At 42.1% G+C, this 13,729-nt stretch carries 7 protein-coding genes; 3 read left to right on the top strand and 4 right to left on the bottom strand.

Annotation, left to right across the window (positions count from 1 at the left end; translation table 11 throughout):
* Positions 1 to 104: 104 nt before the first annotated feature.
* Both GTQ43_RS29710 and GTQ43_RS29705 read right to left on the bottom strand, forming a co-directional pair.
* Entirely contained in the window at positions 105 to 2,810 is a 2,706-nt protein-coding gene (locus tag GTQ43_RS29710; protein WP_265276228.1) for a COR domain-containing protein, read from the bottom strand.
* 143 nt (positions 2,811 to 2,953) lie between these two features.
* Positions 2,954 to 3,364, bottom strand: coding sequence for a hypothetical protein (locus tag GTQ43_RS29705; protein ID WP_265276227.1), 411 nt, complete (start codon positions 3,362 to 3,364; stop codon positions 2,954 to 2,956).
* Between the two features lie 104 nt (positions 3,365 to 3,468).
* Here GTQ43_RS29705 and GTQ43_RS29700 point away from each other — a divergent pair, with 104 nt between their 5' ends.
* A complete protein-coding gene (locus GTQ43_RS29700) occupies positions 3,469 to 5,046 on the top strand; it encodes an FAD-dependent oxidoreductase (protein WP_265276226.1) in 1,578 nt (525 codons plus the stop codon).
* Between the two features lie 720 nt (positions 5,047 to 5,766).
* The gene (locus GTQ43_RS29695; RefSeq protein WP_265276225.1) at positions 5,767 to 5,946 is read left to right on the top strand and encodes a hypothetical protein; all 180 of its coding nucleotides are present in this window, start codon (positions 5,767 to 5,769) and stop codon (positions 5,944 to 5,946) included.
* 117 nt (positions 5,947 to 6,063) lie between these two features.
* Here the strand turns inward: GTQ43_RS29695 and GTQ43_RS29690 are convergent, their stop codons facing one another.
* Positions 6,064 to 7,356, bottom strand: coding sequence for a dicarboxylate/amino acid:cation symporter (locus GTQ43_RS29690; RefSeq protein WP_265276224.1), 1,293 nt, complete (start codon positions 7,354 to 7,356; stop codon positions 6,064 to 6,066).
* A 193-nt stretch (positions 7,357 to 7,549) separates the two neighbouring features.
* On the opposite strand from GTQ43_RS29690, the gene GTQ43_RS29685 reads away from it, so the two are divergent.
* A complete protein-coding gene (locus tag GTQ43_RS29685; protein WP_265276223.1) occupies positions 7,550 to 10,189 on the top strand; it encodes a DNA polymerase III subunit alpha in 2,640 nt (879 codons plus the stop codon).
* 175 nt (positions 10,190 to 10,364) lie between these two features.
* On the opposite strand, the gene GTQ43_RS29680 is transcribed toward GTQ43_RS29685, so the two are convergent.
* Positions 10,365 to 13,676 carry a HEAT repeat domain-containing protein gene (locus tag GTQ43_RS29680; protein WP_265276222.1) on the bottom strand — a complete coding sequence of 1,104 codons (3,312 nt, stop codon included), beginning with the start codon at positions 13,674 to 13,676 and terminating at the stop codon, positions 10,365 to 10,367.
* Positions 13,677 to 13,729: the final 53 nt, after the last annotated feature.

Below are 13,729 nucleotides of genomic sequence, written 5' to 3'. Positions count from 1 at the left end.
ACTTAAAGCTTGCACCTCAGAAGACAAATTATCGAGTTAAAAGGGTGTATCTCTAGCTTGTCGGAGACATTACTTAACCTCTGAGCTTAATCAATAAGTTATTTTTACTCATCTAAACGCTGTGCGATCGCATTCAGCAACTCCTCAAAGTCTGATTTGCTGTGAATATCAGGGGTGAGCGCGTTCATATCTTTGAGCAGATTGGTGAGTTCTGCGATCGCATTGCGAATCTCCGTGTATTGGTCAATTTCCTCACGAAATCCCTGTAAATTAGCTGCACCAACTTCTCTCATCCCTTCATCTAATTCTTTAATTTCATCTTCCCAATGCTTGATATATTTAAGTCTTGCAGCAGCTTTATAAATTTGGGCATCCGCTAATACAATCGGGAAAATTCGATCATAAAATTGACCATTTTTAGCAATTTGCACTAGCTCAAACATACAATTGGGAGATTTTAAATACTTGTCACTAATAACTGCGATCGCACATTTACCGCGTCCAATCCGTTCCATGAAGGCTTTAATTAGTCCTTTGTAGCCCAAATCGCGTTTATCACGGATGATTTTGATTCCTTTTGCCTGCAAAGTCTCATCCAGTTGATTGACAAATTGCTCACTTTCTCCACCCCAAGCATAAGAGATGAAAATTTCCTTCTCGAATTCCATTGCAGGTTGACTATTCATGATGGGTTTTTCTTCTTGATTGCTATCTCGTAACCGATGCGTCAATGATTCATATCGCTTGCGCTCCAGTTCGTTTTGCAACTGTGCAACCTTGGGGTTGAGTTCTCCATCTGGTCTATCAGATTGGAACAGCACCTCATCAATTAACCTGCGGACATTTACCATTTGACGGCTTTTCCTGCATTGAATCAGGTAAGCACCATCATCTAGGAACTCACGCAGTTCGTTCAGAGGATAACTATAAAGAGTTTGGCTTCCTTCACATTTTTCGCAGTTACAAGGAACTAGGGTTTGATATTGCAAACGTTCATAAGAGTTGTGGATTTTTTCGAGTTCATGGGTGATGACTGCCATAAATTCTTTTTTGCGGTTTCCGGCTACACGGATTTTAATTTCCCGTTGATTGTAGTTTTCAATGATTTCAGCACGAGTTTGGTCTTTATTGAGAACAACACCGTTTTTCCAAACGAGTTTTTGCTGTTCAATCCAAGGGTGCGTCTCGACAATAAAGCGGGTGAGGATGCCTTTGGGCATGAATATATAGGTGTAGCGCAGGATTAGGTTGTTGCGATCGTCCCAGGTATAATCAGCTTTTTCAATGGAAAGCAATTGAGGCGCAATATAAATGTCACGACGACCGGGAATTTCGTAGCAAAGCTTGAACCGCATCATTAATTGCAGGAGTTCATCTCGCATATCTGCATATTCGCCGCTTTCCCAAATATCTTTTAGGTCTTTCTTGGTAAAACAACCTAGATTTTGGTTAACAGTCTGATTATCCAGAACTTTGTAAACAGCAGTTGTTCCCCATTCCGGTTTGAGGATAACGTAGTGTTTGAGTGTAGAATCGTCTTGAAAGTGGAGGCAAACACCGAGGTCGTGGAGATAACTACTCAAGCGCAGTATGTCTTTACGGTCAGTTAAATTGTTTACTCGGCAAAGGTTAAAGTATTCTTCAACGCTGATGTAATTTCGGGAATAGTTCTCTAAGGCGGTTCTGACTCTTACCCAGAGTTTTGGTAGAGGTGTACCAACGTGGTCAAGATTACTGATGTAAAACCGAATAGCTTTTTTAATCTCTGGTAAACCCCGATTATCAGCTAAATTGGTTGGTAAAATTTCCTTGAGGTTGTCAAATTCCCCTCGTAACTGCCCTCCATCGATTTTGCACTGACGGTCTTGTTTTTCATTTTTGATGATGAAAACTGGGCTTTTGTCGCTCAAGAGTTCGACAACCTTCAGCCACCAGTAAAAATCAGTATTTTCTTTGCGAGTATCGGCGACTAATACATAGAGAGAACGTTCAGTAAGGAAAAACTGGTGCGTGTGGTGGTAGATTTCTTGTCCGCCAAAGTCCCAAATATTGACACGAAAATCATGTCCACTAGGGAGTTTGAATATCCATTGGATAATATCAATGCCTTTGGTCGATTCTTCGTCTAGTTGAAGTTCATAAGCTTCGTTGGCAATTTTCTTGGCTAGAGAGGTTTTACCCGCTCCACCTTCACCCACAATGAGCAATTTTGCTTCATATAAAGGTTCAGTCTCTTTTGAAATTTGCACAGCGAAATAAAAATCTAAAATTTTTTTTGCATTAGCTGAACTTAAAATTTCGGGTGGAATGGGAACTGGATTACCATGAAGCCTTAGTGCTTCTAGGTTAGGTAGTTGACCAATCTCTCTTGGCAGTATCGTCAGTTGATTGGAGTTGAGGTGAAGCACGCTGAGGTTAGGTAGTTGACCAATCTCTGCTGGTAGCGTCGTCAGTTGATTGAAGTCAAGGTAAAGCTGACTGAGGTTGTAGAGTTGACCAATCTCTGCTGGCAGCATCGTCAGTTGATTAGAGTCGAGGTAAAGCTGGCTGAGGTTGTAGAGTTGACCAATCTCTGCTGGCAGCGTCGTCAGTTGATTGGAGTCGAGGTAAAGCACGTTGAGGTTGGAGAGTTGACCAATCTCTGCTGGCAGTGTCGTCAGTTGATTAGAGTCGAGGTAAAGCTGCCTAAGGTTGGAGAGTTGACCAATCTCTGCTGGCAGCGTTGTTAAGTCTTTGCCAGCAAGGTCTAATGTTGTGTCTTTGTCTGTGGCAACTTTTTTAATAATTTGTAGCAGTTCTTCATTGGTCATAGGTAGGGTTTTCACCAAGGCGATCGCAGCAGCAAAATCGAGATCATAACTAATTTAGCTTGTATCAAGAGTTGCATCGGAGCCTTAGAGAAATATAAATCAAGCTAGTCGCCAATTTAGCTCGTTTGAAAGCTGATACAACCCTAAGCATAGTCTGATTGAAGACATTGCCCCACCTCTGAACACAAACCGTCGAGTAAAAAGAGCGATCGCTTTACCTCTGAACACAAACCGTCGAGTAAAAAGAGCGATCGCTTTACCTCTGAACACGAACCGTCGAGCAAAAAGTGCGATCGCTCCACCTCTGAACACGAACCGTCGAGCAAAAAGTGCGATCGCTCCACCTCTGAACACGAACCGTCGAGCAAAAATGGCGATCGCTCCACCTCTGAACATGAACCGTCGAGCAAAAAGGGCGATCGCTTTACCTCTGAACACGAACCGTCGAGCAAAAATGGCGATCGCTCCACCTCTGAACATGAACCGTCGAGCAAAAATGGCGATCGCTCCACCTCTGAACACGAACCGTCGAGCAAAAAGTGCGATCGCAGCAAAATATCTAACTTTTTGTATTTGATTTTAATATTGTTGTGTCATCTTATATAACTTGATGGCTATAGCTTTCCAAATTGCCCAGCTTCTATATCAATGTATAAATATGCCAGAAACTAATACACATACAGACACATCAACCAAAGCAGATACCTTAGCTACATCTGTTATCTCCACCTCTACTTCTCAGGAAATCTACGATGTTGTAGTGGTTGGTGCTGGCCCTATTGGGTTAGCAACTGCTATTGGCTTACGTAAACGTGGAATTGAAAATATCCTTGTCATCGATCAAACTCGCACCTTTCGTCAAATTGGGCAAGCATTGGATCTTCTCCCCAATGGATTACAAGCTCTGAAATATTTAGATTCTAACGCTTACGAAGAAGTTAAAAAAACTGGACTTGGTTTACTAAACCCCAAGCAGTCTAATGACCAGAAAACTATTGAATCTACTCAAGAGAAACAACCGCCAAAGACTTCACCCCAATGGATTTACAAAAACTTACAGGGGCAGATAATTCAGTCAACCTCCCTTAGTTTTGATGACTGGTTTAAAGATTATGGCGAGGGTCGAGTATCAATGCCTTGGTACAATTTGCAGACAACCCTCAGACAGCTACTTCCAGAAGACCGAGTTAAAGCTAATCACCGTTGTATTAATGTTGCGAATGAGCCACAAAAAGGTTGTATCCGCATAGATTGTGTAGCTAACACACAAATAGAAGCAAATCCTTATGCCTATTGGATAAATGGACAGATAAATAACCATCCGCAGCCTCAAAAATTAGATATTTTTCCCCAAGAATTAGTAACAAAATCCATTAGAGCTAAACTACTTGTTGCAGCAGACGGCATTAATTCTACAGTTCGGAGACTGCTTTACACAGATACTCAATATCATGATTTTGCCCGACCTGAATACTCTGGGTTTGCAGCTATATTTTGTAGTGAAATAACTGAAGTTACAAAAGAACTATGGACAAAGCTAAAAGAAGATTTCTTTCTAGACTCACCACTTGTAACAATTACTAATGATGAAATAAATGGAAATTTTGTTTGTATAAAAAATATCAGAATAATTTTATATTACAGACCAACTGGGGAACTAGGGTACATAATACATCTTGCTTTGCCTTTAGAATCGTTGCAAGAAAAGTCTGAAAGTTCTTTAATTGACTTAGCTTTGCAGGAGTTGGAGAAAGCAGGTTTTCCTAATACGCTCAAGCAATTAGTGCGTTTATCTCCTCCGACCAAAATGCAGCAGCGTCCCTACTACATTCATCGTGCTATTTCGGATTCTCTACAAGTTTCTAACCCGACTGACCTTAATATAGAAACCGATTCTGCTAAAACTCCATCACCCTGGAGTGCAGGGCGAATCGTCTTAGTTGGCGATGCAGCACATGGAATGCCTCCCTTCATGGGTCAAGGAGCCAATCAAGGATTGGAAGATGCATTAGTAGTTACAACACTCATCGCTAAAATTGCTGAAGAGAATCACTGGAACGATCTGCAAGCTATAGCCAAAGCCTTTGAGAAATACGAATGTCTTCGTCGCCCATTGATGGCATATGTCCAAGAAGCAACATTAAAGCGATCGCCCCACTCATCAGATAAAAATTGCCAGGAATACAACCAACAACTGTATTGCCGCAATTTCGCCCAAATGATAGAGGAGATGTAGTTGAAATCCTGATTAGAATGCAGAGGTCAAGTCGCTTCGCTCCAATTAAAAATTAAAAATTATTAATTAAAAATTGCAATCAGTGGGGGCTTGTACCCAAAATTAATTAATTAAAAATTATTATTCTTCTTAATTTTTAACTTTTAACTTTTAACTTTTAATTTTTAATTAAAAAAAGGTCAAAAGAGCGATCGCTTTCAATACGGTTCGGTTAAGGTTATTTGATGAAAATAATAGATCCCAAGTCCGCGATAAATCGCCGTCAGGACGAAGGACTGATTATAGCGGTTCTCAATTGGGTGCAATTAGGATGGCTCAAATAAACCTAACTATGTAACGAAATATAAAATTGCCTAAACTCGTGCGTTCGCGAAGCGTATCCGAAGGACTTATGCTTCACTTCGCTATCTCTACAAGACGCTACCGCGTTAAGCGAAGCTATGCCGAAGGCTTTACGCTCCGTTTGCAATGACATAGTTATAAATTTTCACACCCACCTACTGACGTAAAAATGCGAAATTTTATGTAATCGGAAAAATGGTGTGTGCAATTTCAGTATTAAAGCGGAAACAACATCAATCCACTTGATGAAATTCCGCAATTTTCACCAGGACAATTGTAAAACCGCAGTGTAGTCTTTAACTAGAAAAACACTATCAGGCAATTGCTAGACAAAATGCCAACTATGGCCACTCAACTTTTATAATATTTGTTGTTCTTATGACTCCAAAACACACCAAAATTAAATTTCCCCTTTGGCAGTATCTGAACCAGCCTTTATTTAGTCACGATACTAAATTAGTACTGAATCCCCAACGCTTTGCATTCCTCTGGCATCTGCGACTTCTAGAGCGCTGCTGGACTAAAGAATGTGATGCCAAAGGGCCTCAACAGCATTAAACGTTTGGTGAAAAAAGAATGTAGAGACGTAGCACTGCTACGTCTCTACACAAGGATTCTAGATAACACATATTTAATTTCACCAGATATCTCTTAGCTACCTGAAAAGCCGTCAAACTAAGCCTCGTCTACAGAACGAGGCTTTTTGCCGTCAAGTAAAGTACTGACTGTCATATCTCCCATAACATTAATTGCGGTACGGCAGCGATCCAAAAACCAGTCTACAGTAACTAGCAAAGCGATGTACTGGGTGGGTAAGCCTACAGAAGTGAACACCAGTGTCATTGTCACCAGTCCCGCATTAGGAATATTCGCCGCACCTACAGAGGCAAAAATCGAGGTCAGGATGACAATTAATTGTTGTCCCAGATTTAAATGTTGTCCAATTAGTTGGGAAATAAACAACGCAGACATTGCTTCATAAAGGGCAGTGCCATCATTATTGAAATTAGCCCCGACTAATGCCCCCAAAGCAGCAGAAGATTCCCTTAAACCGACTTTTGTTTGCAAAACCTCAAAGGTTACGGGCATTGCTGCGGCAGAAGAAGAAGTTGAGAAAGCTGTCAAAAAGGCATCAGAACCGCCCGCGAGGAATTTTAAAGGGTCTACCCAAGAACCAAATTTAACTCTGGTGAGGTAATAGCACGCTTGCAATGCCAGCGCTAACAGGACGGACACGATAAATGCACCCAAGGATTTAAATGGTGTAAATCCTTGCATAGCAACGGTTTTAGCAACAATTCCAAAAACGGCAAAAGGCACTAAGACAATTACCCAATTGAGGATGCGGACTACCGCTTCAAATAAAATTCCGATCACATCCTCTATTGGCTGGTATCCGTTTTTGCCTTGGGCAATTTGTTCAGATTTTAATCCTCGCAAAACGATGCCAAAACTTAGGGCAATCACAATTAGTTGAATGACATTATTATCAACTAATGGCTTGAGAACAGCTTCGGGGACAGCATCTTTGAGTATTCCCCAGGGGTCAATACTCTGAGCAGTTATTTGTGTGGTTGTTGAGGTGGTTACTTTGCCCCAAGTCCCTGGACGCAGCACATTTGCTACCAAAAGTCCTACTAAAATAGCTACGGTTGTGTTAGTTAAAAGTAGCACTGCTAGCCGCCGCCCGGCTGTACCAGGGATGTTAGTAGTCATTAAGGTGTGCAGAACCGCTACCAGAATCAGAGGGGTAGCTAGGGCGCGGAGAGCCTTTAACACTAAATCAGCCGGAATTGCTAAATTGTTAATTAAAGTGGCATTGGTGGGATTGGGATTACCCGCACCAAGGGCAATTCCGACGCTGACTGCGGCTATAAGGGCGATGAGAATTTGTAATGTGAGAGGGATACGCTGCCACCAAGGGCCAGCTTTGGTTTCAGGCGAAGTAGTTCTCTCTGCTTGACTCATTAGTTAGATGCTGATTAACTGCTGTAACTATTAAAACAACACTGATGATAGTGATAATTTCGGAAAAAGAACAGCTTTAATTGTAGGTAAAAACTGTTAATCTAATATTCCGTTGCTTTGCAAAATCCGGCTTGAAAGGGTATACCACAAGGTAGGCCCCTAGAGATATCTTGACTTGTGGTTGGAGATGCTTATGTCCTTTGTGCCTTTACATATTCACAGTGACTACAGTCTACTTGATGGGGCAAGTCAGCTACCAGAGTTGGTGGATCAAGCGATCGCATTGGGGATGAAAGCGATCGCCCTTACCGATCATGGTGTCATGTATGGAGCCGTTGAACTGATCAAAATCTGCCGTAGTCAAAATATTAAGCCGATTATCGGCAATGAAATGTATGTAATTAACGGCGATATCGAAAAACAAGAACGCCGCCCCAAATATCATCAGGTCGTTTTAGCCAAAAATACTAAAGGTTACAAACATTTAGTTAAATTAACCACGATTTCTCACCTCAAAGGTGTTCAAGGTAAAGGAATTTTTTCTCGCCCTTGTATTAATAAAGATTTACTCAAACAATATCATGAAGGCTTAATTGTAACCAGCGCTTGTTTAGGTGGAGAAGTCCCCCAAGCAATTCTCAGTGGTAGACCAGATGCAGCCCGGAAAGTTGCTCAGTGGTATAAAGATGTATTTGGTGATGATTATTATCTAGAAATTCAAGACCACGGTTCCCAAGAAGACCGGATTGTGAATGTAGAAATAGTGAAAATTGCTAGGGAACTAGGCATTAAAATTATTGCTACTAATGACTCGCATTTTATTTCTTGTTTTGACGTTGAAGCTCATGACGCGTTGCTATGTATTCAAACTGGCAAGCTAATTATTGAAGATAAGCGGATGCGTTATAGCGGTACAGAGTATCTCAAATCTGGTGAAGAGATGCGGCAGCTATTTCGTGACCATTTACCGGATGATGTCATTGCCGAAGCGATCGCAACTACAGAAGAAGTCGCTGATAAAGTCGAGCCTTACCATATCATGGGTGAGCCTCAAATTCCTACACCCCCCATTCCCTCTGGTCATACGGCTGACACTTACGCTGAAGATGTTGCATGGAGTGGACTTTTAGAACGATTAAATCGCAAATCTCGCCAAGAAGTCGATTCCGTCTATAAAGAAAGATTGGAATATGAACTAAAAATGATTCAGCAAATGGGTTTTTCCAAATACTTTTTAGTTGTATGGGATTACATCAAATTTGCTAGAGATAATAATATTCCTGTTGGGCCTGGTCGTGGTTCGGCGGCTGGTTCATTAGTTGCTTATGCGATGCGAATTACTAATATTGACCCTGTGCATCATGGGTTACTATTTGAACGTTTTTTGAACCCAGAACGGAAATCTATGCCTGATATTGATACAGATTTCTGTATTGAACAACGGGATAAAGTTATTGATTATGTAACTGAAAAATATGGTGCAGATAGAGTTGCACAAATTATTACTTTTAACCGCCTAACTTCTAAAGCAGTTTTGAAAGATGTCGCCAGAGTATTAAATATTCCCTACGGAGAAGCTGACAAAATGGCGAAATTAATTCCTGTGGTGCGAGGGAAGCCAACAAAACTCAAGGTGATGATTTCTAATGAAACCCCAGAACCAGAGTTTAAAGAAAAATATGATAAAGAACCCCATGTTCGGCATTGGCTTGATATGGCGATGCGAATTGAAGGAACTAACAAAACCTTTGGTGTTCATGCAGCCGGGGTGGTAATTTCAGATGAACCACTAGATGAAATTGTGCCGTTACAGAAAAATAATGACGGTTCTGTGATTACCCAATATTTCATGGAAGACTTGGAATCAATGGGTTTATTGAAAATGGATTTTCTGGGTTTGCGGAATCTGACACTGATTCAAAAGACCGTTGATTTGATTCAAGAAACTAGAGGATATCGGGTTGATCCTGATGAAATTCCGCGCCAGGAAAGAAAAGCCCAGAAGATATTAGCTAAAGGTGAGCATAGCAGTTTACCGAAAGATGTACAAAAAACTTATGAATTATTAGAAGCAGGTGAGTTAGAAGGGGTATTTCAATTAGAATCTTCTGGAATGCGTCAGATAGTGCGAGATTTGAAGCCTTCTAATATAGAAGATATTTCTTCTATTTTGGCACTTTATCGACCTGGGCCATTAGATGCGGGGCTGATTCCTAAGTTTATTAACCGCAAACATGGTCGAGAAAATATTGATTATCAACACACTATTTTAGAACCAATATTAGACGAAACCTATGGAATTATGGTCTATCAAGAGCAAATTATGAAAATTGCTCAGGATATGGCTGGATATTCATTAGGACAAGCTGACTTGCTGCGGCGGGCGATGGGTAAAAAGAAAGTTTCGGAGATGCAAAAGCAGCGAGAGAAATTTGTGGATGGTGCAGCGAAAAATGGCGTTCAGAAAAAAGTTGCAGATGAATTATTTGAGCAAATGTTGAAGTTTGCTGAATATTGTTTAAGCTATGACACGGAAATATTGACAGTAGAATATGGATTGTTGCCCATTGGGGAAATTGTCGAAAAACGGATTGAATGTACTGTGTACAGTGTTGATAATAATGGTAATATTTACACGCAACCTGTGGCACAGTGGCACGATCGCGGACAACAAGAGGTGTTTGAGTATTGTTTGGAAGATGGTTCAATAATTCGAGCAACAAAAGATCATAAATTTATGACTGTTGATGGTCAAATGTTGCCAATTGATGAAATATTTGAGCGAGAATTGGATTTGATGCAGGTTGAGGGTTTAGAGTGTTCCAAAAAATAAATGATCCAAAACCCGTCGTTGCGAGCGAAGCGAAGCAATCCCAAGGGCTGCGATTGCTTCGCTTCGCTCGCAATGACAATTGAGCATTTTTTTACTTGGAGTACTCTTACCGTCTTGACAAATCCTGTTTGAAATGGAATAAAACATCTTCTTAATTACGAATTACGAATTAATATCACGCCCTTGGCCGCAACAGTTGCACAAAGGTATCACTCACAGTATGGTCTTTAGTATCGGCGGCGTATTGAACTAACTTTTCCTTCAGTTCTTTTGCAGCATCTAATGGCAGTAAATTAACTAGCAAAAAGTACACACCCCGAAAACGGGAGTCGCCCATGTGGTCAATCAGCCGATTTTTCGCTTCATCACTCTCGCCGAGAAAGTTCTGCACTAAAAAGAAATCCATAATTTTGTCATGGCGGAAATACCATTCTCTCTTAGCTGCACCTGATTCGTTTTGCCACTGACGGCTGACCACCATTTTATATTTCTCATCTTCTAAAGACTGGACTACCTGGTAAAAATCATCCGCAGGTAGCGCTTGTTCATCGTTCAGCCGCATTTGATAAACAGCATCGGAGAATTTTTTTAAGGGAAATTCCTGGTTCCACTCTTGCAGGTATTCGGCCGCTATCAAATTATATTGCTGTTCTTGCAGGTGAAACAAATCGGGGTACTCGCTTTGAGAAATCATTAACGCCACAACAGTTAAATCCATTGGGTTAGAGAGAACCCTTTGATTAGCAGCTAATTCCTCAGATGATTGCTGGTTGCTGAGGGCTTGAGCTAAGTAATTATTGCAAGCTTGTTTGTAATCATCACCTTGTACTTTCGCATCTTTGGGGAGTCGCGGCTGACGGGAAAGCAAAAATTGCTGAATTTGGGCTTGTTCAAGGGGCTGTAATTTATATATCTTGGCAGTTGAAGGTGGTGTCCACTCTAGGGGCTGGGTGGTCATGATGATGTTACCCCGGAAATAGCTTTCGACAAACTGGCAAATTTTTGCCCTGGTGTCGGCTGTGACTTCGTTGAGTCCGTCAATGCAGATATCTAACGCACCACTGTAAATTAAATTCTTGAGAAAATCAGCATCTTGTGCTTGTCCGTGCAGCTTGGCTTGAATTGCTTCAATTACCCCCTTGTCGCACTTGCGGGCTGGGAGATAAACCACAATGCGCGGTGAGGTTTTTACCAGATGGCGCAGAAACATCGACTTACCCAACCCGGAATCACCTTCTAGAACAATTTGCCCGGTGATGCTGGGTAGCACCTGGGTAATTCCTTGGGGTTTTTCGGCACTGGGAACTTTCACCTGAGATTCTGGGAAGTATGTTTGGGGGTTAAAATTATCTAACCCGGCATCGGCTAACAGGGAAGGCTTGAAGGGTTCAAATAATTTGCGACGGAAAAAGGGAATCCAAGCGAGGAGAAAGCCGACGTAGCCCATGCCTAAGATACGCCTTACCCAAGGGTTCCAGAAGAAGATGGCTTGAACTTGGGGAAATTTGGGATAAGCGAAAATCAGGGCTAGCCAAAAGGCAGCGTGAATTAAAATCATCATTCTGGCGTTGAAAAACCACTGCCAACCCTTGAGGTTAACTATTACTGATTGCAGTGAATCAGCTTCGCTGTATCCGGCGTTTTTGAGGTTGTTGTAGTGAGTTTCTAAAATAACAATATCTTGTGGTTGCCAAGAGACTTTTCTCGCAACTACAGCAATTTGCTTTGCTAAGTCTTCCCGTAATCGTGCCAAATCTCGACTCGGTTCCCAGGCTTGGGCAAAGATTTTGAGAGTTTTATCACCGCGATCGTGGCTTAATTGAGTAGGAATTGTTTTAGGGTTAGGAAAACCCAGCCATGTGAGCAGTGTTTTGATTTCATCAGTGCCGCCACCCAGGAAATAGCTTAAAAATCGCCACTGTTCAAATTCCGATTGACCTGCGTAATAGATGCTATCTAGAATTACAACAATATTATTCAGGTTGAGTTGTTCTATCTTTCCCAATGCCTCTGCTGCAGGGGAACGAACAAATGAGTCAATAGTTTTATCCTTGAGGAAGTCGAGGATGTCTTTGACATAGGGTTTGGCTGCCTCCCCCAGATTTCCCAATGCCGATGCTGCACCGTAACGAACAATTAAGTCAACGGTTTTATCCTTGAGGATGTCGAGGATGTCTTTGACGTAGGGTTTGACTGCCTCCCCCAGATTTCCCAATGCTGATGCTGCACGGGAACGAACAATTGAGTCAACGGTTTTATCCTTGAGGATGTCGAGGATGTCTTTGACGTAGGGTTTGGCTGCCTCCCCCAGATTTCCCAATACCGATGCTGCACGGGAACGAACATTTGAGTCAACAGTTTTATCCTTGAGGAAGTCGAGGATGTCTTTGACGTAGGGTTTGGCTGCCTCCCCCAGATTTCCCAATACCGATGCTGCACGGGAACGAACATTTGAGTCAACAGTTTTATCCTTGAGGAAGTCGAGGATGTCTTTGACGTAGGGTTTGGCTGCCTCCCCCAGATTTCCCAATGCCGATGCTGCGCGGGAACGAACATTTGAGTCAACAGTTTTATCCTTGAGGAAGTCGAGGATGTCTTTGACGTAGGGTTTGGCTGCCTCCCCCAGATTTCCCAATGCCGATGCTGCACGGGAACGAACATTTGAGTCAACAGTTTTATCCTTGAGGAAGTCGAGGATGTCTTTGACGTAAGGTTTATTAACCTCCCCCAGATTTCCTAATGCCGATGCTGCACGGGAACGAACATTTGAGTCAACGGTTTTATCCTTGAGGATGTCGAGGATGTCTTTGACGTAGGGTTTGGCAGCCTCCCCCAGATTTCCCAATGCCGATGCTGCACGGGAACGAACATTTGAGTCAACGGTTTTATCCTTGAGGATGTCAGCGATGTCTTTGACGTAGGGTTTGGCAGCCTCCCCTAGATTTCCCAATGCCAATGCTGCACCGGAACGAACATCTGAGTCAACGGTTTTATCCTTGAGGATGTCGAAGATGTCTTTGACGTAAGGTTTATTAACCTCCCCCAGATTTCCCAATGCATAAGCTGCACTGGAACGAACATCTTTGTCAACAGTTTTATCCTTGAGGAAGTCGAGGATGTCTTTGACGTAGGGTTTGGCAGCCTCCCCCAGATTTCCCAATGCCGATGCTGCACTGGAACGAACATCGGAGTCAACGGTTTTATCCTTGAGGATTTTGAAAACTTTCTGAGCAATATCCTCTGGTTTCTGAACCACCGATTTCAAATTTTTTAGATCATATTCATTGAATTTTTCAAAAGCGAGTTTCTTTACTCCGTCATATCCATCATCAAGGGCAGCTACGATACCGTTAATCTGCCATGCCTCTGGCTTCGACTTAGGTGGTTCTTTTGCGCTTACCCAAGGCAGCGCGAGGAGGAGTGTCAACAGCAGGATAATAGGAAAAAGGAAAAAGAGCGATCGCTTTTTAAGTAGATGCTTAGGCATGGTTGAAGCCAATTGGTAATGCGCTACGTCCTGGCAGTTGAACGGAATCAACT

Source organism: Nostoc sp. KVJ3 (assembly GCF_026127265.1).
Classification (GTDB): Bacteria; Cyanobacteriota; Cyanobacteriia; order Cyanobacteriales; family Nostocaceae; genus Nostoc.
The sequence above is the reverse complement of the archived record's forward strand: the minus strand, read 5'-3'. Positions and strand labels throughout refer to the sequence as shown.